Annotated in this window: 23 protein-coding genes and 1 pseudogene; 11 read left to right on the forward strand and 13 right to left on the reverse strand. The window is 64.9% G+C overall.

From position 1 onward, the window contains the following. Positions 1–76: 76 nt before the first annotated feature. From K7711_RS37930 to K7711_RS37940, 3 genes are all read right to left on the reverse strand, one after another. Positions 77–1,252: an acyl-CoA dehydrogenase family protein gene (locus K7711_RS37930; RefSeq protein WP_222976095.1), complete on the reverse strand. Its 1,176-nt coding sequence runs from the start codon at positions 1,250–1,252 to the stop codon at positions 77–79. A 35-nt stretch (positions 1,253–1,287) separates the two neighbouring features. Beyond that, positions 1,288–2,121, reverse strand: coding sequence for a TauD/TfdA dioxygenase family protein (locus tag K7711_RS37935; protein WP_222976097.1), 834 nt, complete (start codon positions 2,119–2,121; stop codon positions 1,288–1,290). A gap of 456 nt (positions 2,122–2,577) precedes the next feature. Continuing rightward, on the reverse strand, positions 2,578–4,065 hold the full coding sequence (locus K7711_RS37940) for an aldehyde dehydrogenase family protein (RefSeq protein WP_222976099.1): 1,488 nt from the start codon (positions 4,063–4,065) through the stop codon (positions 2,578–2,580). A gap of 197 nt (positions 4,066–4,262) precedes the next feature. On the opposite strand from K7711_RS37940, the gene K7711_RS37945 reads away from it, so the two are divergent. Continuing rightward, complete coding sequence (locus K7711_RS37945; RefSeq protein ID WP_222976101.1) at positions 4,263–4,808, forward strand: carboxymuconolactone decarboxylase family protein; 546 nt, start codon at positions 4,263–4,265, stop codon at positions 4,806–4,808. 85 nt (positions 4,809–4,893) lie between these two features. Here the strand turns inward: K7711_RS37945 and K7711_RS37950 are convergent, their stop codons facing one another. The 4 genes from K7711_RS37950 to K7711_RS37965 all read right to left on the reverse strand — a co-directional run bounded on the left by K7711_RS37950 (position 4,894) and on the right by K7711_RS37965 (position 8,288). Next, positions 4,894–5,649 carry an SDR family NAD(P)-dependent oxidoreductase gene (locus K7711_RS37950; RefSeq protein ID WP_222976103.1) on the reverse strand — a complete coding sequence of 252 codons (756 nt, stop codon included), beginning with the start codon at positions 5,647–5,649 and terminating at the stop codon, positions 4,894–4,896. Positions 5,650–5,707: 58 nt separating this feature from the next. Next, complete coding sequence (locus K7711_RS37955; RefSeq protein WP_222976105.1) at positions 5,708–6,043, reverse strand: hypothetical protein; 336 nt, start codon at positions 6,041–6,043, stop codon at positions 5,708–5,710. A gap of 8 nt (positions 6,044–6,051) precedes the next feature. Beyond that, positions 6,052–7,341, reverse strand: a complete 1,290-nt coding sequence (locus K7711_RS37960) for an aromatic ring-hydroxylating oxygenase subunit alpha (RefSeq protein ID WP_222976107.1) — start codon at positions 7,339–7,341, stop codon at positions 6,052–6,054. 83 nt (positions 7,342–7,424) lie between these two features. Next, positions 7,425–8,288: an enoyl-CoA hydratase/isomerase family protein gene (locus K7711_RS37965; protein ID WP_222976109.1), complete on the reverse strand. Its 864-nt coding sequence runs from the start codon at positions 8,286–8,288 to the stop codon at positions 7,425–7,427. A gap of 102 nt (positions 8,289–8,390) precedes the next feature. Between K7711_RS37965 and K7711_RS37970 the strand changes: the two genes are divergently transcribed. The 4 genes from K7711_RS37970 (at position 8,391) to K7711_RS37985 (ending at position 12,746) form a co-directional block, all read left to right on the forward strand. Beyond that, positions 8,391–9,353: a TIGR03621 family F420-dependent LLM class oxidoreductase gene (locus K7711_RS37970; RefSeq protein ID WP_222976111.1), complete on the forward strand. Its 963-nt coding sequence runs from the start codon at positions 8,391–8,393 to the stop codon at positions 9,351–9,353. Positions 9,354–9,498: 145 nt separating this feature from the next. Beyond that, on the forward strand, positions 9,499–10,584 hold the full coding sequence (locus K7711_RS37975; protein WP_222976113.1) for an NAD(P)H-dependent amine dehydrogenase family protein: 1,086 nt from the start codon (positions 9,499–9,501) through the stop codon (positions 10,582–10,584). Between the two features lie 265 nt (positions 10,585–10,849). Continuing rightward, complete coding sequence (locus tag K7711_RS37980) at positions 10,850–11,662, forward strand: alpha/beta hydrolase (protein ID WP_235748411.1); 813 nt, start codon at positions 10,850–10,852, stop codon at positions 11,660–11,662. 100 nt (positions 11,663–11,762) lie between these two features. After that, positions 11,763–12,746, forward strand: a complete 984-nt coding sequence (locus tag K7711_RS37985) for an alpha/beta hydrolase fold domain-containing protein (RefSeq protein WP_222976115.1) — start codon at positions 11,763–11,765, stop codon at positions 12,744–12,746. Between the two features lie 102 nt (positions 12,747–12,848). On the opposite strand, the gene K7711_RS37990 is transcribed toward K7711_RS37985, so the two are convergent. After that, complete coding sequence (locus K7711_RS37990) at positions 12,849–13,466, reverse strand: TetR/AcrR family transcriptional regulator (protein ID WP_222976117.1); 618 nt, start codon at positions 13,464–13,466, stop codon at positions 12,849–12,851. Positions 13,467–13,569: 103 nt separating this feature from the next. On the opposite strand from K7711_RS37990, the gene K7711_RS37995 reads away from it, so the two are divergent. The 5 genes and pseudogenes from K7711_RS37995 to K7711_RS38015 all read left to right on the forward strand — a co-directional run bounded on the left by K7711_RS37995 (position 13,570) and on the right by K7711_RS38015 (position 17,201). Then, complete coding sequence (locus K7711_RS37995) at positions 13,570–13,941, forward strand: carboxymuconolactone decarboxylase family protein (protein ID WP_222976119.1); 372 nt, start codon at positions 13,570–13,572, stop codon at positions 13,939–13,941. 35 nt (positions 13,942–13,976) lie between these two features. Beyond that, complete coding sequence (locus tag K7711_RS38000; RefSeq protein WP_222976121.1) at positions 13,977–14,840, forward strand: SDR family oxidoreductase; 864 nt, start codon at positions 13,977–13,979, stop codon at positions 14,838–14,840. Further along, positions 14,833–15,426 (forward strand): maleylpyruvate isomerase family mycothiol-dependent enzyme, encoded by a 594-nt coding sequence (locus K7711_RS38005; protein ID WP_222976123.1) that lies wholly within the window; start codon positions 14,833–14,835, stop codon positions 15,424–15,426. Before K7711_RS38000 ends, K7711_RS38005 begins: the two co-directional genes overlap by 8 nt. Before the next feature lie 252 nt (positions 15,427–15,678). Further along, positions 15,679–15,960 (forward strand): annotated as a pseudogene (locus K7711_RS48670) (CocE/NonD family hydrolase); the annotation flags it as partial. 65 nt (positions 15,961–16,025) lie between these two features. Beyond that, positions 16,026–17,201 (forward strand): CocE/NonD family hydrolase, encoded by a 1,176-nt coding sequence (locus K7711_RS38015; RefSeq protein ID WP_268929638.1) that lies wholly within the window; start codon positions 16,026–16,028, stop codon positions 17,199–17,201. Between the two features lie 262 nt (positions 17,202–17,463). Here K7711_RS38015 and K7711_RS38020 read toward each other — a convergent pair whose 3' ends face one another. From K7711_RS38020 to K7711_RS38040, 5 genes are read right to left on the reverse strand one after another with little or no spacing between them, the layout of a single operon-like run. Further along, positions 17,464–19,098: a CocE/NonD family hydrolase gene (locus tag K7711_RS38020; RefSeq protein ID WP_235748412.1), complete on the reverse strand. Its 1,635-nt coding sequence runs from the start codon at positions 19,096–19,098 to the stop codon at positions 17,464–17,466. Further along, entirely contained in the window at positions 19,095–20,105 is a 1,011-nt protein-coding gene (locus K7711_RS38025; protein ID WP_222976129.1) for an alpha/beta hydrolase fold domain-containing protein, read from the reverse strand. The genes K7711_RS38020 and K7711_RS38025 overlap by 4 nt, the downstream gene beginning before the upstream one ends. Positions 20,106–20,159: 54 nt before the next feature. Continuing rightward, positions 20,160–20,918 carry an SDR family oxidoreductase gene (locus K7711_RS38030; protein WP_222976131.1) on the reverse strand — a complete coding sequence of 253 codons (759 nt, stop codon included), beginning with the start codon at positions 20,916–20,918 and terminating at the stop codon, positions 20,160–20,162. Next, a complete protein-coding gene (locus tag K7711_RS38035; RefSeq protein WP_235748413.1) occupies positions 20,915–21,685 on the reverse strand; it encodes an enoyl-CoA hydratase/isomerase family protein in 771 nt (256 codons plus the stop codon). The genes K7711_RS38030 and K7711_RS38035 overlap by 4 nt, the downstream gene beginning before the upstream one ends. A gap of 40 nt (positions 21,686–21,725) precedes the next feature. Beyond that, positions 21,726–23,321: an AMP-binding protein gene (locus K7711_RS38040; protein WP_222976135.1), complete on the reverse strand. Its 1,596-nt coding sequence runs from the start codon at positions 23,319–23,321 to the stop codon at positions 21,726–21,728. A gap of 109 nt (positions 23,322–23,430) precedes the next feature. Between K7711_RS38040 and K7711_RS38045 the strand changes: the two genes are divergently transcribed. After that, positions 23,431–24,057, forward strand: coding sequence for a TetR/AcrR family transcriptional regulator (locus K7711_RS38045; RefSeq protein WP_222976137.1), 627 nt, complete (start codon positions 23,431–23,433; stop codon positions 24,055–24,057). Positions 24,058–24,070: the final 13 nt, after the last annotated feature.

Genomic DNA, 24,070 nt, shown 5'->3' on the forward strand with positions numbered 1-24,070 from the left:
CTGGGGCCTGCCGATCGGGCGAGGCGAACGTTCTTGCCCGATCGGCCCCAAAACCCATGCGGCTCACTGCGAGTGCTCAGCCTCGGGGTAGGCCGAGCACTCGCTCTGCGATGATGCTGCGCTGGATTTCGGAGGTACCTCCGGCGATCGTGGCCCCGAAGCTGCGCAGATACCGATCGAACCAGCTTCTGCTGAACAGGTCGTGGTGATACGGCTTAAACGCTGCGCTGAAGCTCGGATCGATCAAGCCGTCAGAGCCCGTCGCGTTCAGTGCCCGCTCGGTAGCGTTCTGCAGAGCCTCTGAACCGAGCAGTTTCAGGACCGACAGCGATTGGGTGTCCTGCTCGCCGCGGGCGGCACGGGACAACGCCCGCGACCCCAGCAGCCGCAACGCGAACAGATCCATCACCAGGGTGGCGTAGCCGTCCCGTTCGGTCGCGGTCTCGGGTCGGCAGTCTTCGGCGATGAACTGCAACTGCTCGGCGAAGCTCATCCACAGCAACGACCGCTCATGGCCCAGCGAGCCATTGGCCACACCCCAGCCGCCGTTGAGCGGACCGACGAGATTCTCCGCTGGCACCCGGGCATCGGAGAAGAACACCTCATTGAAGTCCAGGTCATCCGGGGAAACAGCCGATGCGAACGGCCGCCGGGTGACCCCCGGAGTATCGGTGGGAATCAGCAGCACACTGATGCCCTTGTGTTTCGGCGCATCGGGATCGGTGCGCACGAACGTCAGCAGCACGTCGGCGTCGTGCGCACCGGAGGTCCACACTTTCTGGCCGTTCACCACGAAATCGTCACCGTCCCGAATCGCGCGGGTACGCAACGAGGCCAGGTCCGATCCGGCGCCCGGCTCACTCATGCCCAGGGAGGCGGTGATCTCGGCGCGCAAGATAGGCACCGCCCAGCGTTGCTTCTGTTCCTCGGTGCCGAAGGACAGTAGCGACGCGGCGATGATGCCCACTCCCTGCGGGTTGTAACTGTGGTAGATCCGGCGGCGCGAGAGCTCCTCGAGATGCACGTACTGCTGCAGCACCGTGGCATTGCGGCCACCGAACTCCGGTGGATTTCCGGGCAGCAGCCAGCCGTTGTCGAACAGCAGTCGCTGGAAGCGGCGGGCCCACGGGGGCACATCGGAGCTGGAGTGCGCCCGCTGCGTGGTTTCGTCGGGGGCGGGCAGATGTTCGTCGAGGAAGGCCGCGAATTCGGCCCGGAATTCCTCGACGTCGGAGTCGAAGGACAGTTGCACGGTACTCCTCAGTAATAGATGTTCGCCCGGCCCGGTCAGGCGACGGCTTCCTCGCCGACGAGCGTGGTTCGATGCAGCAGGCGACGCGAGGTCGGTTCGAAGGGCAGCGCTCGGTGCAACATCCCGGTGTTGTCCCAGATGACCAGGTCGCCTCGCCGCCACTGGTGCCGCAGCGTGAACCGCGGCTGGGTCGCCCAGTCGAGCAACCGGGTCAGCAACGCCTGCCCTTGCGCCGCGTCCATTCCGACGACCTCCCCCGCGGTGGATCCGATCAACAGCGACTTTCGGCCATTGCGGTGCGTCCAGACCAGCGGGTGAATCTTGTCCGACACCTGCTCCCAGGCCGCGCGCTCGTCCGCTGTGGCATCGGGATGCACCCGTGCCTGGGCGGTGGCGAAGCTGTGCCGTACCTGCAACGCGCCGATCTCCGCCTTGGTCTCCTCGGGCAGTGCCTCGTACGCGAGATAGGTGTTGGTGAACTCGGTATCGCCACCGGCGGGATCCACCTCGCGGGCGACGAGCAGCGTGGCCTTCTGTGGAAGATCGCGGGTCGCGCCGTCGATATGCCAGAGAAAATTGCCCTGCCGATAGGAGGACAGCACCGCGCCCGCCTTGGACGGATCGAGAGTGATCGTGTCGATCTCGGGGTGCCGATGCTCGGCGGTCTTGGCCACGACCGGTTCGCCCAGTAGCCGAGTGAACGCCACCAGATCGTCATCGCCGATGCCGATCCCGCGGTAGATCACGACTCCGTGCTCGCCGAGTGCGTCCCGGCATTCCTCGGCCGCATCGCGGTCGGCCAGCCGATCACCGGATACACCGGCGGCCTCCACGCCGAACGGCGTCATTGTTGTAAAGGTCGCAGTCATCGCCGTTCCTCCATCGTCACCGCACGGATGAGACTCCCAGTCTCCTATTAGGAGAATAATACTCTGATATAGGATCAGAATACCCCTAATGTTCCCTAAATCGATGCCGTACACACACCCCAAGGAGTGGAATAACCTGTCGGTGAGACAACAGCGCATAATTCATTCGGTCACGGAAACGATAATCATATAAGAGCGAATACCAATCCCGCCGAGGTCGCGTACGCACAGCACCGACACATCCGAGAGGAACTGCTGCTCGACCAGCGACCAACCGCGCCAAGGCGGTCTCCGGCATCCGACCGGCAATCGCGGATGCGGCCGCCACGGCCCCGGACGTCCCGGATCACGCAGTCCGACTGCCTGATCCGGGCGCCTCGGACACCGGCCGCGACGCACGAACGACCGGAGTTCCGTCATATCCCATCGCACGGGAGCCCGGGGGTCACCGCAGTCTCACACCGCCGCCAGGGTCTTGCGCTCCAGGAACTCCTCCAGCCCGGCCACACCCATCTCGCGTCCGATACCGGACTGTTTGTAGCCGCCGAACGGCGCATCGGCAGCGAAGTAGTTGCCTCCGTTGACGGCGAAGGTGCCGGTGCGGATGCGCCGGGCCACCGCCAGGGCCCGCTGCTCGTCGGCGCTGAACACACCGCCGGACAGGCCGTAGACCGAGTTGTTGGCGATTCGCACCGCGTCATCGTCGTCGTCGAACGGAATCACCGCCAGCACCGGGCCGAACACCTCGTCCTGGGCGATCTCGCTGTCGGGATCGACCCCGGCCAGCAGTGTCGGCTTATAGAAGAACCCCGGGTCGATCTTCTCCCCGCCCGTCACCAGCTTCGCGCCGGCCGCTACCGCGCGCTGAACCATGGCATCGACTTTGTCCCGCTGCCGTTCGCTGATCAGCGGGCCCATATATGTCTTCGGAGCGCCCGGGTCGCCGACCCGGACCCGTGCCATGCTGGCCGCGACCAGCTCCACGACCGCGTCGTGATCCTTGCGGGGCACCAGCAGCCGCGAGGTGAGCGCGCACCCCTGGCCGGCGTGAATGGTGATGCCGAAGGCCGCGAACAACGCCGTCGACTTGTAGTCGGCATCGTCCAGCAGGATCAGGGCCGACTTGCCGCCCAGCTCCAGGAACACCCGCTTGAGCGTGCCGCTCGCGGCCGCCATGATCTTGCGTCCGACCACCGTGGAACCAGTGAACGTGACGACGTCCACATCGGGGTGGGTGGTCAGCTGTTCGCCGATCGCCACGTCGGTGGAGGACACCACGTTCACCACACCGGCGGGGATATCGGTGTGCCGGGCGATCAGCTCGCCGAGCGCGAGGGTGACCAGCGGGGTATCCGGGGCGGCCTTCAACACGACCGTGCAGCCCGCGGCGAGCGCCGGTGCCAGTTTGGCCAGTGCCAGCTGGGTCGGATAGTTGTAGGCCACGATCGCCGCGACCACCCCGGCCGCCTCCTTCTCGACCCACCGCCGGTGCTGCTGACCGTTGAACTCGATGGCGCCGAGATCCTCGGTCATCGGAAACGTCGGCAGCAGGTCGGCGTAGTACCGGACGATCTTGATCGGATCCTCCAGCTGACCGGCCTTGGTGAGTTGCAGAGTGGAGCCCGCCTCTGCGATGGTCAGCTCTCGCAGCTCCTCGACGTTGTCCAGCAGGGCCCGGTGAAACTGGTCGAGGCAATGGGCGCGGAACGTCGCATCCGTCGCCCAGGAGGTTTCGTCGAAGGCACGGCGGGCGGCCTCGATCGCCGCCTCACCCTGCGCGAGCGAGGCGTCGGGCGCGTACCCGACGATCTCCCCTGTCGCGGGATTCGTCGACGGGAATGTCCGCTCGGCCTCCACCAGCGTTCCGTCGATGAGCAACCGCCGAGTCACCGCGCCGGGATCACCCGTCGGGGCCACACGTGCGGGCGTCTGTTCTGCAGACAATTGAGTCTCCTAACTAATGAAATAAAAATAGAACCGACGACGGACATATTCGGCACGCCGTTCGATATCGCCCTGGATTCACACGATACTTGTCGAATCCGCTGCTGCGAGAATATGATTCTCATGACGCATGCTCATGGTTCTCATTCAGGGCCATGCTCACAACAATCCATGATTTCGATAACGAAGGAGTCCCTGTGCGTATTTCCCCGCTACCGGCCGAAGAATGGGACGATCGAACCCGCTACGCGGTAAAAGCATTGGTGCCGCGTCAGCGCCAGAACCCCCAGGGCGCCGGGCCTGCGATATCGACCCTCGCCAGGCATCCGGATCTGGTCGAGGCGTACCTCGGGCTGGGCGTTTACGTGATGATGCGATCAACCCTGGAACCTCGAATCCGGGAGTTGGTCGTCCTTCGCGTCGCCCAACGCCACAGCTGCGCATACATCTGGGTGAGTCACGTGCGGGCGAGCACGGACGCGGGACTGTCGGCCGCGGAGATCGAGGGAGTGCAACACGGCACGCTTCCCGACCCCTTCGAGCAGATCCTGCTGGACACGGTCGACGAACTCGAGGAGAACTACGACCTGTCCGAGCGGACGTGGGCGGCCCTGAGCGAACGCCTCGACGAGCGGCAACGCATGGATCTCGTGTTCACCATCGGTCACTACGGAATGCTGGCCATGGCCTACAACACCTTCGGCGTCATGCCCGACCCGCAGGAGATCCCCGAGACGCGCTGATCGCCACGCCGCCGCGGCGCGTGGACGCGGATCGGCCGGTCGGGCCGATCCGCGTTCGCCGCCATGGCGGCGCGCGCCGCACCGATCAGGTATTGCGCCCACCGTTGACTCCGAGCACCTGTCCGGTGATGTACTCGGCATCGTCGGAGACCAGGAACGCAGTGGCGGCCGCGATATCCTCCGGCCGTCCCGGTCGTCGCACCGGCGTGCGGGCCGCGTGATCTTCGAGCGACCCGCCGAGGAATCCACGCTCCTCCGCCGACCGCAGCAGCGGTGTCTCGACGAAGCCGGGCGGAACGCTGTTCACGGTGATCCCGGCCGGGCCGAGTTCGAGCGCCATGGCCTTGGTCAGGCCGATCAGTCCCGCCTTGGACGCCACATAATGGGTCTGGAATGCCTGGCCCGACTGTGCGCTGGACGAGGAGATGTTCACGATCCGCCCCCAGCCGGCCTCGACCATATCCGGCACGACCGCTTGGCACAGGTAGTACGGGCCGGTGAGGTTCACCGCCAGCATCCGATCCCACAATTCGTCGGTCACATTCATGAACTTCTTGAATTCGGCGATACCGGCGTTGTTGACCAGCACCAGCGCCGGCCCCATGCTCTCGCGGACGCGTTGCACCGCATCGTCGACCTGAGCCCGGTCCGAGACGTCTACGCCGCCGAATGCCTCCGTCTCGTAACCCTTGCTACGAGCCTCCTCCGCGACCTTCTCGGCCGCCTCGGCATTGCGGTCGAGGATCGCGGTCGCCAACCCGTCTGCACCGAGCCGGTGCACGATTGCCCGCCCGATCCCCGAGCCGCCACCGGTGACGATGGCCGTACGCCTGACACTCACGCGCACACCTCCTTGTGACTATCGATAGTGTTGTGTCCCATACCTTTTCCTGTCTTACTCAGATCGCAGGCTCGATGACGGTGTCGAAGAACGCGGCACCGGTATCCGGAATCCTGGGCTGTTTGAACACGTTCACCGGGTACGACACCATGACCAGCGAATACAGCAGATGCAACAGCCGGGTCTCCGGATCCGGCAGGTCGTTCAGATCGAGGCCGTCCAGATACGCCATGGCCTGCTCGGCGCGCGGTGCGATGGCGTCGTAGAACTCACCGAGTTCGTCGATGGTCTTGGAAAGCCGCATGTCGTAGCGCTCCTGCCTGGTGGGCCGGGCCCAATCGGCCACGTACGGCTCCAACTCCCGGAAGTCTTGCGGCAGCATTGAATTCGTCATCGGTATTCCTATTCGTCGCCGAGGTTCCGGTGCGCGGCCACGGTGTCCCGGACGACCTTGTGGAAGTTGCGGATCATCAACTCCTGATCGGACAGGTGGAACTGGCGATTGGCTCGGGTGGCCAGTGCGGAGTGCGTCGCCTCGACGGTGTTGCAGTCCTGCATGGCGAACTCGATCGTGGTATCCGCGACCATTTCCTGTGCCAGCCGCTCCGACGCGGTGGGTGGTTCGGGGAAGTAGATGTCGAGCTCGTAGGTGTGCGAATCGACCGATTCGGGCCAGTACTGGTAGGTAATGTAATAGTTGCGCGCCCAGATCTGCACCGAGAAGTTCGGGAACAGCCAGAACGCGTCGTTACCCCAGGACTGGATCCGGCCCGAGTTCAGTGCCGCCGGCATGGGACCGACGTCGGGAATGTCGTCCGGGCCGAACAGCCCAGCGCGGAACAGCTTGTAGATCCACCGCTGATCCCGCTTGGCCGGACCGAGGCTGCCCGGTTCACGCGGCGGCAGCGGCGGCGGCCCCGGCACCGAGTTGAGCATGTGCGAGGTGAACAGGTCGTAGTGGTAGGCATCGGGCGGCGGGACCATCTTCTCGGCCTTCGACACGTCCGGGTTGATGAACCTGCCGTGCACATACGGCGGGTGATACCACTCGAGGATCGTGTCGATCGATAGCTTCCAGTTGCCCTTGACCGTGGTCTTGTATCCGAACCGCTGGGTCATCTGCTCGAACGGGTAGGCGTCCAGCTCGCCGAACCGCTCCCCCAGGAAGGCCCGCAACGGTTCGGCATGTTCGGCGGAGTTAACGAAGATGAACCCGGCCCAGACATCGCAGTGCAGCGATGGCATCCCGAGGCTGTCCCGGTCGAGGTCGAAGAACTGGTCCTCGTTGGTGATGTGTGCGACCTTGCCGTCCAGCCCGTACCGCCAGCCGTGGTACTTGCAGGAGAACACCCGGCAGCTGCCTTGTGATTCTTCGGCCGGATGTTCCTGCCACACCACCTTGTTCCCGCGGTGCGCGCACACGTTGTGCAGCGCCTTCACGCTGCCGTCGGCCTGGCGCACGATGACGATCGAGCCGAGCCCGGCCAATTCACGGGTGAAGTAACTGCCGGTGTGCGGGAGCTGTTCCATTCGGCCGACCTTCAGCCAGGACCTCTTGAACACCGCCTCCCGCTCGGCGGCGAAAAACTCTTCGGAGATGCAGTCCTCGTAACTCACCGGCCCGGTACCGAGTTCGGGATACCGCGGGGTGAACTTTCCCTTTCCGGTGGCGAGGCGTTCCTGAATCGCCATGATGTCAACCTTCCTTCTGCGCTGCTCGTGACGTCACATGACGTAGTCGGCGTGCAGGCGAGCCAGGTCCTCGGTGACCCGGCCTACCCCTGACCCGACCAGGGCTTGTCGTTCCACTGCCGATCCAGCGGTTCCATTCCGCCGGCAATGGGGAAAAACGCGCGCTGGGCATAGGTCTCCCAGCCCACTCCCTGACCGATCTGATCCAGGAAGGCGCGTTTGAGTTCATGGGTGAACAGCTGACGGGTGTAGCGCAGAGTCAGCGGCGGCCGCTTGGCCAGCTCGTGCGCCAGCTCCCACGCACGGTCCAGCAGCCTGTCCTTGGAATGGACCTCGGCCACCGCACCCCATTCCAAGGCTTCCTGCGCACTGAGCTTCTTGCCGGTCAGTAGCAGATACCGGCCACGGTTGTGGCCGACCAGGAAGTTCCAGATCACGTGCTGTCCGTCGCCGGGCACCACTCCGCGCGGGAAGTGTGAAACATCCTGGAACCAGGCGTCCTCGGAGGCAAGCACGATGTCACCCATGAGCGCCACTTCGGAATGGATATTGCACGGCCCGTTCACCGCGCTGATCATCGGCACGTCCACGTTGAGCACGTTGAACATGAGATTGCGGTTGTACCAAGCCTTCTCGTCCAGCTTCCACAGCCCGCGATCACCCGGCATCGCCTGGTACGCGTACTCCTCCGGGGCTGGATTGTCCGGCGAGAAGCCCCAGTCAGCGTTGTAGTTCTCCCCGGTGCCGGTGTGGATGAGAACCTTGATCTCCCGGTCACCGGCCACATCGGCGAATGCATCGGCCATGTCGTCATGCGCTTTCCAGTCCCACACCAGCGGACCACCGTCGGTGTGGCACTGCATGAACAGGATGCCGTCGTCGCTCAGCTCGAAGCGGTAGTTCGCGTACCGGTCTCGGTACTCGACGAACCTCGTGCGCTTGACCATACCGCTCCTTCCGCTTATGAGAATGTCCTTCTCGCTTTCGGAAAGTGACTATACTCCAGTAACCGGACATACATGTACGTTTCTATGAACGAGGTTCTCGCTATGACCAAACCGTTCCGCTTCGCAGTCCAGGCCACTCGCGCCACCTCGGCCGCCGAGTGGCGTGACCTGGCCCTCAAGGCCGAAGACTTGGGGTACTCCACGCTGTTCCTGGCTGATCACTATCTCGGCAAGGGCCCTGCGAGCCGAGAGGCGCAGTGGCCTCCGCAATACCTCGCACCGATTTCGGCCATGGCGACAGCCGCCGCGGTGACAACGACCCTGCGGGTCGGTTGCCGGGTGTTCTGCGTCGACTATCACGTGCCGGGCGCGCTGGTGAAGGAGGCACTCACCATCGACCTGCTGTCCGAGGGACGGTTGGAGTTCGGTATCGGCGCCGGCTGGAGCGAACCGGAGTACCGCGCAATGGGACTGGACTTCGATGCCCCAGCTCGCCGGGTCACCAAGCTCGAGGAGGTCGTCGCGCTGTTCAAGACCCACAGCTCGGGTGAACCGCTCGACATCAAGGGGGACTTCGTCACCGCGCGCGACTACGCGGGCCTGCCGCTGCCGGTCCAGCGGCCGCACCCGCCGATCATGATCGGCGGCAGCCGCAAACGCGTCTTGTCGCTCGCCGGCCGTGAGGCGGATATCGCCAGCATCAACAACGTGCCGTTCGAGCCGATCGATGCCGCGGGCCGCACCCCGCAGCAGGAGGCCTTGCGGCGGCTGTCCTTCATCCGTGAGGCGGCCGGAGATCGATTCGGCGCCTTGGACATCGAGAGTTCTCCGTTCTTCACCGCCATCACCGACGACGTGGCCACCTCGGCCGCAGGCATCGCCAAGATGGTCAGGGTGCCCGCGGAGGGGCTGCTGGAACACCCGAATGTGCTGATCGGCACCGTCAATGCCGTTACCGACCGGCTGAGCGAACGCCGCGAGACATTCGGCATGAACTACATCAGCGTCCAGCAGACCGAACTGGACGCGTTCGCGCCGGTGGTCGCCCGGTTGTCCAGCAAATAGCAGATCGACTCCGGCACGCCCCCGAGCAGTCTCGACCATCCGACGGTGGGCGAACTGCTCCGGGGCGTCTAGATTATGCAGTCGCCCAGCATAAAAATCCTTCAAAGTCGGCATTTAACATGCATACAGCATCTATGCTGACCTTGTGTTCAATACTCGCAAGTATCGCGTCGTGCAGTGGACAACCGGGAACGTCGGGAGGGCCTCGGTCCAGGCGATCGTCGCGAATCCTCGATTCGAACTGATCGGGTGCTACGCCTGGTCTCAGGACAAGGCGGGCCTGGACGTCGGTGAACTGGTCGGCATCGAACCGTTAGGAGTCGCCGCCACCAACGACGTCGAGGCGCTCCTGGCACTGAAGCCAGATTGCGTGGTCTACAACCCGATGTGGTGCGACGTCGGCGAACTCGTGCGCATTCTCTCCGCGGGAGTGAACGTCGTCACGACAGCGGCGTTCATCACCGGCCACACCCTAGGTGAGGGGCGCGATCGAATCGCCGAGGCGTGCCAACGCGGCGGCTCGACGATTTTCGGGTCCGGCGTCAGCCCAGGTTTCGCGGAGCTGCTGGCCATCACGGCCGCGAGCGCGAGCGACCGGGTCGACAAGATCACCGTCTCCGAATCCGCCGACTGCACCTTTTACGACTCCCCCGATACCGAGATACCGACCGGCTACGGCAGGCCCATCGACGACCCTGCCCTGCAGTCGATGACAGAGAAAGGCACGGCGGTGTTCGGCGAGGCAGTGCGGCTCGTTGCCGACTCGCTCGGCGTCGAACTCGACGAGGTGCGTTGCGTGGCCGAGTACGCGCAAACCACCACCGATCTCGACCTCGGGTCGTGGACCATCAAGGCAGGATGCGTCGCCGGCATGTTCGTCAGCTGGCAAGGCCTGATCGGCGACACAATCGTCGTGGACATCAACGTCCGTTGGCGCAAGGGCCAGACCCTCGACCCGGACTGGAAGATCGACGCGGACGGCTGGCAAATCCAGATCGACGGACGACCGACGGTGGTCATGAAGGTCGACCTGCTGCCGCCACCCGACTTCAAGGCCGAGACACCAGCGGACTACATCATGCTCGGTCACATCATGACGGCGATGCCCGCGATCAATGCGATCCCGGCGGTTGTCGCCTCCGAACCGGGCATTGTCACTTACAACGACCTGACTCTGCCCAATCCCCGGGGGGTCCTCGCCGCCACGACGTCGCCGTCCGCCGGGAAATGATGCTCCAAGGAACTGATCGCCGCTCGACCACAGGCTCGAGCGGCGACGTTGCTACCACAATGCCGAGGTAATCACTGTGGAATCTGTTCGAACCTCGCTACCTGCCCTGCGTGTGACCAGTAGGGATATCCCGGTGCCCACATCGGTGAGCCCGCAGGCACAGGCCATCCTGGCCATGGGACTCTTGCAACCGCCACCGGACTGGCCCGCCCTCGACGACATCGACGGGTGGCGGACATCCGTCAGCGCAGAGGAAGCCAGCGCGATGGCCATGATCAACCAGATGTTTCCGGCCTACGATGCCGAAGTCGAGGAGATCGATATCGACGGCGTTCGTGTCTACGTGATCACACCCGCCGGTGTCGATCCCAGCGATCGCAGGGTCATGCTCGATATCCACGGCGGCTCGTTCGTCTACGGGGGCGGGCAGGTCTGCCGCGCCATGGCAGTTGGCCAGACAGTGCCGATGGGGGTTCGCGCATGGTCGGTGGACTACCGGCAGCCGCCCGACCACCCGTTTCCCACGCCGGTCCACGACTGCCTGGTCGCGTATCGCGCGCTACTCGAGGTCCACCGTCCCGAAGACATCGTCGTAAATGGCGCATCCGCCGGCGGCAATATCGCCGCCGCGATGATCCTGCTGGCCCGCGACGAAGGTCTGCCGCTGCCCGCGGCAGCCGTCCTCACCAGCCCGGTTGCCGACCTGACCGAATCGGGCGACAGCTGGCATACCAACATGGGCATCGAGCCGACGCTCACCGGCAGCCCCACGCCGGCCTTTCTGCTCTACGCGGGCGGACACGACTTACGTGACCCTCTCGTATCTCCGCTGTTCGCCGACTTCACCACGGGATTCCCGCCTACCCTGCTCTTCGGCGGCACCAGGGATGTCTTGCTCTCGGACACGGTCCGATTGCATCATGCGCTCTACCGAGCCGGCGTTCCGGTCGAACTGCACGTTACCGAGGCCGCCGGCCACGGCATGTTCCTCGGCAGGGCACCGGAGGACCGCGAATACACCGACATAGTCCGGGATTTCCGACTTCGCCACTGGGCCGCCCGCGCGCAATCGGTCTGATGCGCTCGCCCGTTCCTCACCACCACGCTGGCACGAACCAGCCGACGCGGCGGGTTTCTCCAGCCCGGTCGCGCTCGAATAGAAATGAAAGGGGCCGACAATGACGACGGTTGACGGTTCACACCGGGCACTGCATGTACCCGCACGGAATATTCCCGTACCGACCTCGGTCAGCGCGGAGGCGCAGGCATTCCTCGGCCAGGGCCTGATGGATTCGCCGCCATACCCGGCCCTCGATGATCTCGACGGATGGCGGGCCAGGATCGCGTCGACCGAAGAGGCAATGCAGCCGATGTACGAGGCGCGCGCCTCCCGCGTAAAAGCCGATGTCACCGAGATCGACGCGGAAGGCACTCATGTCTACGTTGTCACTCCGCAGGGGACGTCAGCCGACGATCGACGGATATACCTCGATATCCATGGGGGCGCCCTCATTCAGGGCGGTGGCGACACCTGCCGACTGAACGGAATCGCGATTGCCGGGCAGGTCGGTGCGCGCACCTGGGCCGTCGACTATCGCATGCCTCCGGACCATCGCTACCCCACACCACTCGACGACTGTGTAGCGGCGTATCGGGCGATACTGCGCGAGCACCGCCCGGACGAGATCATCGTGGGTGGCGGTTCGGCTGGCGCCAACCTTGCCGCAGCGCTTCTTCTGCGTGTCAGGGACGAGGGCTTGCCACCACCTACCGCTGCGGTATTGCTCACACCGGAACTGGACCTCACCGAGTCGGGAGACTCCTTCCGGACGAACGCGGCGGTCGACATCGTCGGCCACCGGAGCCTGATGCCGGTCAATCTGTTCTACGCCGGCGGCCACGACCTGGCGCACCCCTATCTTTCACCGCTGTTCGCGGACTTCACCACGGGCTTCCCCGCGACATTGCTCACGGCAGGCACCCGCGATGTCTTCCTCTCGAACGCGGTACGCATGCACCGGGCCCTGCGAACGGCTGGAGTCGAGGCCGAGCTGCACATTCTCGAGGCAATGCCCCACGGAGGGTTCTTCGGCACCGCACCCGAAGACGCGGAGGTCGACCAATTGGTGCGCCGGTTCGTCGACTCCCACTGGGCCGGGTAGCCCCCTTCGAGGGTTCGCCACTGACCGAGCGATCTCAACCCACGGTGTCCTCGCGGCGAATGTACCGAAACTCGTTGCCGCACAGCACTTTCCGGAAGTCTGTCAAGGCGCGGCGGTCACGTCGATAGCCGACAACCCTCCGATCAGCCGAGGCCAGACCGCCGCTGCCATCTGCTCGGGCGTGCCCGGACAGTCTCGACGTATCCAATCAATGACGGTGCCGAGCACGGCGCCCGCGATCAACGCGGCCTCGGGGTCGTGCGGGATCTCGTCCGGATATCCGGGATGAGAGACCGAGTCGGTACCGGTGAGGCGCCGATTCACGTAAGCGGCGATCGCGATGCGCTCGAGCAGATGGTTGATCACACGTGCACTCCCGGCGGTACCGAGCAACGTTCGGTACCGCTTGGCATGGTCGGCGACATGGGTGAACAGGCGAGTCAGCGGATTGTCGACATCCCTGATCTCGGCGGAGAGCCGGCCCCCCAAAGCCGCCGTGGTAGAGGCCATCTCGTCGAACATCGCCGCAGACGCGGACGCGGCCAGGTCGTGCACATCGGTGTAGTGCTCGTAGAACGTCGATCGGTTGACACCCGCCCGCTTGGTGATATCGGAGATCGAGATCTGAGTGAGGTCGTGTTCCGCGACGAGCTCCCACAGCGCGGCCTCCAACGCCGACCGAGAGCGCCGGCTACGTGGATCCGAAAGTTGCGCGGGCATAAATGCACTGTAGCTTATCCGCCACTTGTTGGTTTTCCGACACTTGTTGGATAACCTGGCAGAACAGACGGCCGCAAAGCACCCGCCAGGAATAGGAGAAGCCATGAGTAGTGCGCGCGAACAGGGCCTGGCTCTACTGCGAGAAATGATCCCCGACCTGCCCTCCGATGATTCCGGCCAGCTGCCCCGATCCGATGCCTTCGCCACCGGATTGGGTGAACTGAGCCTGGACAACGTATTCGGGAGCGTATGGATACGCCCCGGACTGGACCGGCGGTCACGGAGCCTGGTCACGCTGGGCATCCTGATCGCACTGCGGGCCGAGGACGAACTGAAGGTCCACTTCCAGATCGCCCTGCGCAACGCTGTCACCAGAGAAGAGCTGGAAGAGGTCGTCTACCACGCCAGCGCATATACCGGTTTCCCGGCCGCCGCCACCGCACAGCGGATCGGCCATGAGGTGCTCGACAAATAGGACAGACCGATCCGCCGACGACAAGGAGTCACACCATGGAATCCCTGCAGAACAAGGTCGCCGTCATCACCGGCGGGAGTAGCGGCATCGGCTGCGCCACCGCACACGCGCTGGCGCAGCGTGGCGCGCGAATCGTGATCGCCGACATCGATAGCGCGGGCGCCGACGCCGTCGCCGCGGATATCACCCGGTCGGGAGGCCAAGCCGCCGGAGTGCGCTGCGACGTCGGCGCGGAAGCGGCGTTCGACGAATTGAAAGGCTTCACCCTGGATCGTTTCGGCCAGGTCGATGTCGTGATGAACAATGTCGGCGTGCTCACCAGCGGCCTCCCCGACCACCTACCGGTGCAGGAGTGGCAGCGGATCATCAATATCAACCTGTTCTCCGTGGTGCGCAGCAACACCGCCTTCATGCCCCTGCTGATCGAGCAGGGCCACGGGCACATCGTCAATACCGCCTCGTTCGCTGGGCTGTTCACCTATGCATACGATCGGCTCCCCTACGCCGCCTCGAAGGCCTCGATCGTGCAGATCTCCGAAGGTCTCCGGATCTACCTGCACCCTCAGGGCGTCGGCGTCACTGTGCTGTGCCCCGGCCCGGTGAAGACCAACATCAGTGTCGGTCTTCCCCGCACCTTTGGGCCCGAGCCCGGCATCCGCGGTCCGGGCGCACAGTTCGCGCTGCTGGAACCGGACGTCGTCGGCGAGCAGGTTGCCCAGGCGATCCTGGACGACACCTTCATGCTCTACACCCACGAACAGGTCCGTGACACGCTGGTCGAACGCGCCTCCGACTGGAATGCCTTCATCGCCAAGCAAACCGATACCATCGCGAACACGCCCGCGCTCATGCAAGCCGATCTGTTGAAAATGGCGGCGGAGGCCGAGAGTCGTGACTGAGCCGATCGACGTGCGCGAGCGCCGGGAGTTGTGCGATCTGATGGCCGAGCTGGGACCGGACGCACCGACGCTGTGTACCGGGTGGACGACGCTCGACCTAGCCGCACACCTGGTCCTGCGCGAGCATTTCCAGAAGTGGACCGACGAGCGTATGTCGATCGAAAAAGCCAAGGGCCTTTCCGTCTTGATCGATCGACTATACGGTGGCGCGCCGCTCGTGCCATGGCGTCTGCCTCGCATCCGCACGGTAATGAACGGCGTGGAGTACCTCATCCACCACGAGGATGTTCGCCGAGCCAACGGTCACGATCGCCGACTCGATCGCCCCGACCTCGAACCGATTGCCTTGCGAGTGCTCGGTTTCATCGGACGGCGCATCGCCCAAAGGATCGCACCGCACGGCCTGGAGTTGCGCAGACCCGATGGGCACTCTCGCCGGATCGGTCCGGTCGGAGAGGCCGTACTCACCGGCGAGCCGACCGAACTGCTGCTGTATCTGACTGGTCGACGCGAGGCCGCCCAGGTGAGCCTTACAGGTCGGCCCGATGCCATCGCCGCGCTGGAGAAGGCGAATCAAGGATTCTGATGAGCGCCATCACAAGAGTTAGGCGATCGACCAACCTCCTCGTTGAATATCGGCCTTCACTTGCATAGATGTGTCTATCATTGGCCTACATGAGATAGGCGATCGACCAACATATATCCATCCAGGCGAGCATTATGTTAGTCCGGACAACGAGGAACCACGAGTCTGACCAGTCGAATCCTGCAGCGGTTACTGCGTTTGCCCGCTCCCGCGACCCGAGACATTGCGGTACGCCGGGACCTTCGGGTGCCGATGCCGGACGGTGCGGAACTGCTGGCCGACCTCTGGTCGCCGCGTTCCGAGACCCGACCGCCGACGGTACTGATCAGAACCCCTTACGGTCGACGCGGTTTCACCGCGGCCATGACGCAGCCGTTGGCTGAGCGCGGGTTTCAGGTGCTGGTCCAGAGTTGCCGCGGCACGTTCGGTTCCGGTGGGGATTTCGAACCCATGCGCAACGAACGCGTCGACGGGCTGGCCACCCTGGACTGGATCATCGAACAACCCTGGTTCGGTGAGGCAATCGTGCTTTACGGAGCCAGCTACACCGGGTACGTACAGTGGGCGATGGCCGACAAGCTGCCGCCTCAGGTCGCCCGATGCTCGTGCAGGCCAGCGGGTCGGACTTGTTCCTGGAAATCCTTCGCGAAGACGGCTTCTCGCTGGAAATCCCGTTCGGCTGGGGCGTCAATGTCGCCAACCAGGAACGGGGATGGGGTATGGCGAGAGCATTGACGCAGGGGCGGCGGGTTCGCCGCGCCCTGAACACGTTGCCGCTGTCGGAGGCTGACACCACGGTGCTGGGCAGGCACGATGATGTCATCCAAGCCATGTTGCGGTATCCGGGCGATTCGCCGTACTGGACCGATGTCGACCACACTGCCCGCGTCGCGGACACTTCGGTACCGGTCAGTTCGATCGGCGGCTGGTTCGATGCGTTCACCCCCGGCCAGCTACGCGACTTCCGGATACTTCAGGACGCCGGTAAGCCGGCCCGGCTGACCGTCGGCCCGTGGCCGCACGCCTCGGTGGAGGTCCTGGGAACGTTGATGCGCGACCTGCTGGAATTCGGTGCTGCTTGTGCTCGCGGAGAGACACCCCCGGAACGCGCCCCGGTTCGGCTGTTCGTGATGGGGCACAACGAAGGCTGGTCCGATTTCGCGTCGTGGCCTCCCCCGGACTCCGCCCCCCAACCGCTCTACCTGCAGACCGACGCCAAGCTGCGGTCAGCCGTTCCGGTCAGGGCCGGAACCGACAGTTACCGTTACGATCCCGCCGACCCCACTCCCGCGGTAGGTGGCATCCAGATGCAATCGACCGGCAAATCCCGGGTCGACAACCGCATCGCGGAAGCGCGCCCCGATGTGCTCACCTACTCCACCGACCCCCTCGAGGAGGCGGCCGAAGTGATCGGTGAGGTGGCCGCGGAAATCTGGTTCCAGTCCAGCCGCCCCAGTGCCGATGTGTTCGTCCGGCTCTGCGATGTCGACCCGAGCGGCCGTTCCCTTGATATCTGTGACGGCCTGACCACCGTCACCGACGCACAAAACCTGACCTGCGTGCGAATCCGACTGTGGCCTACCGCGTACCGCTTCGCACCCGGCCACCGCATCCGCGTTCAGGTTTCCAGCGGCGCGTTCCCCCGATACAACCGAAACCTCGGTACCGGTGAGCCCCGAGCCACCGCTGCGACCCTCCATGTCGCCGACCAAACCGTCTACCACGACCTGAACCATCCGTCGGCGATTATTCTGCCTGTTCGTCGAGCACCGTGAGGACGCCGCCCCGAGATCGCGCAGCACATTGCCGCTGAGAGCATACTGATCGGGAAGTCTGCGCGGCCATAGTCCGGTGGCAGCGACGATCACTTCGGCCGGCGAGCCACGACCGGAATCCGTGTGCACGATGTGGGTTGCTCCCGTCCTGTCCGGCACCCAGGTTGCCGGAGAGAAGACCCGCGGTGACTGGATCTTTCTCCGGCAGAACTGGATTAGGCACATCGCCGCCCTGCAGGGAACAGGTCCCCCACAACCGATCTCAGTCGCCCGCGCGGACAGGCAGGATGATCGCCGACGACCGGCCTGGGTCATGGAAGACGGTCTGATCGGCGGCGCGCAATTGTGTTGCGCTGCTGCGAGGTTCGCCGGTTCCGGTATTACGGTTGTAGCGGGGGAACGCGCCGCTGGAAACCTGAACGCGGATGCGGTGGCCCTTCGCGAACCGGTAGGCGGTGGCAAAGAGGTGCACTTTTGCACAGGTGTCGCGGTTCGCCTCGACCAGCGTGGTCAGGCCGTCGGTGACGTTGTAGGAGCGGCCGTCAGCCCTGACGTCGCACAGTCGGACGAACACATCCGCATACCGCAGGGTGGATCGAAACCAGATCTCGGCCTCGATCTCACCGATGATCTCGACGTCGTGCTCCAATGGCATTGTGGTGTAGGTCAATACGTCGGGGCGGGCCTCCAGCTTGGTGTTGTCGACACTGCCGGTGTCGAACATGAACCGCGAGCCGCCGACCGCAGGCGTCGGGTCGGCCGGGTCGTAGTGGTAGCCGTCCGGGGTCGAATTGGCCGGGGGCTCGGGGGCGAGGCCCCGGCCGGGTTGGAGGTGGAATCGTCGCGGCGAATAGCCTTCCGGCGGCCAGGTCTGGAAATCCCGCCATTCGTCCGTTCCCTGGACGAACAGTCGCACAGGTTCACGGTCCACGGGCTGCTCGCCGCGGGCGTGGGACATGCCGAAGTCGAGCAGCTCCAGCATGCCCGCTGTCATCGGTTCCGAGGCCATGCTGTGCGCCCATGGGCCCACCGTCAGCCGTGCCGGAGTACCAGCGGCCTGCAGCGCCTTGAAATCTCGGAGTTGACCGGGCAGGAAGAAATCGTGCCAACCGGCGATGGAACTGACCGGGATGGTGACGTCCGGGACCCGGCCGCTGTGGTCGGCCGCAGCCCAGTGCGGCGAATCTGCGTCGTGAGCCAGGATTTTCTGGAAATAGTCGATGCGGTGGCCGACGGCGCGCTGGTCGGCCTGCTCGAGTGGCAGATCACGCATGCGCCGCAGCATCGTGCGTCTGCGGGTAAGGGCAGGGTGCCTGAGCAATGCCAGCGGATGTTCCTGCCCGTCGATGACGAAACTCCACAGGAACGGCGTTTCCAACGCGAATCCGTCCGGACGCAGAAAATCCAGCATCACCGAGGATTCGGTCTGGATCGGGATCATGGCCTTGACCTGAGGTGGCACTTGGTCGGCGACGGCCCACTGGGTGTAGCCGAGGTAGCTGACTCCGTACAGGATGATCGAGTCGCCGCACCAGGGTTGTTCGACGAGCCAGTCCAGGGTATCGAGGCCGTCCTCGCGTTCGTTGCGGAACGGGTCGAAGGAACCCTCCGAGCCGAAGGTGCCGCGTGAATTCGTCACCAGCACTTGAAAACCGCGCTGGGCAATAGGGCGAATGATAGGTGTGGTCGTCAGCGTGTGGCTGCCGTAAGTGGTGCGGACGAGCACGGTCGGCAGTCCGGCGCCGCCGGTCTTGGGTTGCCAATGGTCGGCGAGGATTTCGACCCCGTCCCGCATCGGCACCCGCAGGTTGCGGGTCACGGTCACATCTTTCGTGATCGGCGACGGGTACTTCGGCTGCAGCTGTTCTCTCAACCACTGCAACGGGTTTCGTGTCATACCCGCGCGCCCCACTGCCGGTCGCAGTAGGTACGGATCTGCGCCACCCGGTCGTGATCCTCCGGCGCCATGCCCAGGAACATGAAGTGCGGCGCTCCCTCCCACACGTGCAGTTCGGCCGGGAGATCGGCGGCCAGCAGCTTACGGTGCAGCCGCACGGTGTCCGAGAGCAGGAAGTCACGTGTGCCGGTGGTCAGCAGGGAGGGCGGGAAGCCCTTGGTGTAGTCCCCGAACAGCGGGGACACGTACGGGTCGGTGCGGTCGTGGCCGTCGACGTAGAGCTGGAAGACGATCTCCAATTGCTCCGCGCTGTAGGAGACATCGAGCCCGCTATTGGTGTAGTGAGTGTCGCCGGCCTTGGTCACGTCGGCGACCGGGGTCTCTATCACAGCCGCGCGCGGCAGCGGCAGGCCCTCGTCTCGCGCCCGCAGGATCGTGGCCGCAGTGAGGTTTCCCCCGCCCGACACGCCGCCGATGATGATGTCCTCGGGGCGGTGATTTTCGAGCAGTGCGCGGTAGGCGTTGACGCAGTCGTCGAGCGGGACCGGGTAGGGGTAGAACGGCGGCATCCGGTAATCCACGGCCCAAGTTCGGGCGCCGACCGCACCGGCGGTCATGCTCGCCCCCAGCCGGGACAGCTCGCCGGCGCCGTAGATCCAGGCGCCGTGCAGGGCCAGATAGACCCGGGGGTCGTCCGCGGCGACACCCTCGGGAACAGCCTGCCAGACACCGAAATCGCCGAGTTCGATGCGTTCGGTCTCGCTGGGCACGCCCGTGTCGGCCATGCCGAATATCGACGACACCATCGGCGACTCCCCGCCTTCTGGGATCGAGGCGATCAGCTCATCGATATAGGCCTGCACCGCTTCGCGGTCGTCCAGCGGCGGCCACGGCTTATCGGGCATGGCATTACCCATGCCGATGACCCCCTGGGCGATTTCGCTCAGGGAGGCTGGGACCGGGACGCTGCGCTCTGGAACGGTCACCGGCGGGTGCGAGGTTGTCATGTGTGTGCACTCCTTTGTGTCATCAGGGATGGTTTGGTCAGTGGGAATGGATGGTCAGCGAATGGATGAACCGATGCCCAGTCCGCCGTCCACGTCCAGGACGATGCCGGTGATGTACCCGGCGGCAGGCGAAGCGAGAAAGGCCGCGGCCTCCGCGATGTCGGCCGGTTGACCGGTAACCCGTTGGGGCACTTTGCCGATGAGCTTGGCCCGGACCGCGTCGTCCATCGAGGCCAGCATCGGGGTGTCGATCAAACCGGGGGCGATGGCATTCGCGGTGATGCCGTCGCGGGCAGTCTCCAATGCGATCGTGCGAGTGAGGCCGACGATCCCGGCCTTGGCCGCGACATAATTAGCCTGGCCGAAGTTTCCGCGCCAACTCATCGAGCTGAACGAGACAATCCGGCCGTAGCCACGGGAACGCATATGCGGAATCACCGCCCGCGCACAGTAGAAGCTACCGGTCATCGAGACATCCACCACCGCATGCCAATCCGCGTCGCTGATGTCGGTGATCCGATTGTCCCGAATGATTCCGGCATTGTTGACCAGCACGTCGACGCGGCCATGCCGAGCGGCAACCCCGTCGACCCACCCGGTCACCGCGGCCGAGTCGGTCACGTCGAGACCGGCGCTCTCGCTGGGCCGATCGAATTCCGCACGTAGACGGTCGCTCTGCGCGGCGGCGGTGTCCTTGTCGATATCACCGATGACGACGGTGGCCCCCTCGGCAGCGAAGCGGTGTGCCATCGCGGCACCCAGTCCCTGCCCACCACCGGTGACGAGGACGATCTGGTCGGTGAAGCGATTCACGCCGATTGCTCCGATCGAGAAGTATTGGGGCGGTTGATGAATTGCCGTAGCGAAGCAGCCACGTCGTGTGCGGCCCAGTGGTCGTCGAACGCCTCGAGTTCCTGCGCCAGAGCGGCATCGGCAGGGAGGGTGGATGTACGGGCCAGCAGGCGTTTGTACCCGGACTGTGCAGGCCCATGTACCTGCGCCAACGTTTGCGCGATCCGCACTGCGACAGCGACAACCTCGCCCTCGGGGACCACCTCATGCGGCCAGCCGGTATCGGCCAGCCGGTCGGCGCGGATCAGTTCGCCGGTCAATGCCAGTCGTCGCGCTATCGCGTGACCCAATATGTGTGGCATCCGTACCGCGGCACCCGCGGCGGGCAGCAGATTGTTGCGGATATGGCCGTCGCCGATCAGCGTGCCGGTCGCGGCGACCACGATGTCGCAGGCCAGGGCAAGCTCTATGCCGCCCGCCACGGCGTGGCCGTGCAGTGCCGCCACAATCGGCAGCGGGCTGGTCTCCAACCGAGTCGCCAACGCGGACACAGTGCGCAGGAACGGGGTCGGAGTCTCACCCCTACCGTCCAGTTCCAGCAGATAGTTCAGATCGGCTCCCGCGCAGAAGCTGTGGCCCGCGCCGAGCAGCACAATGGCAGCGGTGCCCGGGTCGCTCTCAGCAGTGCCGAGCGCCCGGTTGAGAGCCTCGATCAAATTGGCGTTCAATGCATTTCGGCGTTGCGGGCGATTCATCGTCAGCAGGCGCACCTGGCCATGCTGTTCCATGCCGACAACGTCGGAGCCGACGCCGTCGGATCGGCGGCGCTCACTCATCGCGAGCCGCTTCGCCGAGCACTTCCGCGCGGCGCTGCCGGCGCAGTTCGACACGCTGGATCTTGCCGCTCGGGGTCTTCGGCAGGGCCGGCACAAAATGGATGCGGCGTGGGTAGGCGTGCGCGGCGTAGCGATCCTTCACCCACTGCTGCAACTCTTCCGCCGATACCGCGGTGTCGGCGGCGGTGACGACGAAGGCTTCGACCACTTCCCCGCGGGCCTGGTCCGGTGCGGCGATCACCGCACACTCGGCGACGGCAATATGTTGCGCCAGTACCGATTCCACGTCGAACGGGCCGATACGGTAGCCAGCCATGATGATCACATCGTCGTCGCGGGACGAGAATCGCACCATGCCCGTGGCGTCGATACTCGCGGTATCACCGGTGAGGTAATAGCGGCCCTCACCGACGAACCGGCCGTGATCGTCACCGTCGGCGTACGCGGTGAAGGTCATATGCGGACTGTCGGCCACCACTATCGCCAGCCGACCAACCGTTTCCTGCGCGGCGGGCTCGTCCCGGTCCGGGTCCAGCACGGTCACCGTCCACCCCGGCAGCGCCACCCCCATCGCGTTGTCGACCACCGGCACCGACACCGAGGCGTCGTGCGGAAATCCGATCGGCATGCCGAGCTCGGTCTGCCCGTAATGATCGTGCACTCGCGCGCCGAGAGCCTCAGGCGCCCAGGCATTCACGTCCGGAGTCAGCGGCTCGCCCGCACTGGAGAGATAGGGCACCGTCAATTCCCTGGACCGGACTCGACCGGAGTTGCGCAGGGCGCGGTAGACCGTCGGCGCGGCGGCCAGATTGGTCACCTTCAGCTGCGACAACACGCCGAGCGTGGTGTCGGCGGAGAATCCGCCGCACAGCAGTACGGTCGGTACCCCAGCGGCCAGCGGCGCGACGATCGCGGCGTAGAGACCGTAGGCCCAGCCGGGATCGGCCGCACACCAGTACACGCTGTCCGCACCGACACCGAGACCGAACTCCAGGTAGCTGTGCCAACCGGCGACATACTGCACCGGATGGATCACCCCCTTGGGCGACCCGGTGGTGCCGGAGGTGAACATATGCACCAGCGGGCCGGTTCCGCCCACTGCTATCGATCCGGTCTCCCACGGCCCGGCCGCGGCAAGTTCCGCTTTCAGGGTGTCGGCTTCGAGTACCTCCCACTCGCCTTCACCGACCTTGTGCCGCTGATCCGCGTCGGCGATCACCAGCCGAGCCTGCGAGCGCTGCAATCGGTCGGTCACCGCAGCCTCGGCGAAGGCGGTGAACAGCGGAACGTACACCGCACCGACCCGCCAGATCCCTACCAGCACGGTGAGCAGGTCCGCGCTCTTGCCCATCAAGGTCGCCACCCTGTCCCCGCGGCCTATCCCGCGGCGGCTCAGAAGCGTTGCGAACCGGCGCGAGGAATCGGCTAGCTCCCCATAGGTAACCGTGGTTTCCACCAGGGCATCGCCGATAATCCGTACCGCTACCGCTTGGCTGGGATGACGATCGCACAGCAGCTGGGCGACGTCGAGCGACGCTACCGAATATCTCTGCGCCAACTGTGCGGTGCGCGTGGCCGGGTCGACCATTCAGGCCCCTCCTTTGGGTACGTTATACAATGTGACAGTACCCACTAACGTACCTCTCGGCAAGCACACATTTCCGACCCACCATCGGCCCTGTGCCAGACTCGAGATCATGAGCCCTACTTCAGGTGTGACGCCCCCCGCGCCGTTGAAGACCCCCCGACGCCGCCGGGTCGACACGGCACGGCGTGAGGAGCTGCTGGCCCAGGTCACCGACATCTTCCTGGCCGAGGGCTTTACATCAGTGACCGTCGAGGACCTCACCCGCCGCATGCGTTGCTCGAAGTCGACCCTCTACGCCATAGGGTCCACGAAGGAGCAGTTGGTGGTCGCGGCCGCCAAACACTTCTTCGGCACCGAGGCCGACCGTATCGAGCAGACCGTCGCCGATCACGACGAACCACAGATCAAGATCACCACATACTTGGAGGGCGTGGCACAGGCGATGCGCCGCAACTCCTCGGCCTTCTACGCCGATATGGTCACCTATCCCCCCACCGCGGAGATCTACGCCCGCAACACCGCCCGTGCCGCCGAACGCATCCGCGAGATGATCGGCGACGGCGTGCGCAGCGGCGCCTTCCGCGCCACCAACGGCACCTTCGCCGCCCAGGTCGTGGCCCTCGCGATCGAGGCCGTCCAGTCCGGCACACTACTCGAGCGCACCGGCCTGTCCGCCGCCGAATCCTTCGCCGAACTCGCCGATCTGCTGTTCAACGGCCTCCGGCACGATAGCTGAGCGGCTCACGACT

The organism is Nocardia coffeae, from assembly GCF_019890715.1.
In the GTDB taxonomy this organism is placed as follows: Bacteria; Actinomycetota; Actinomycetes; order Mycobacteriales; family Mycobacteriaceae; genus Nocardia; species Nocardia jiangxiensis.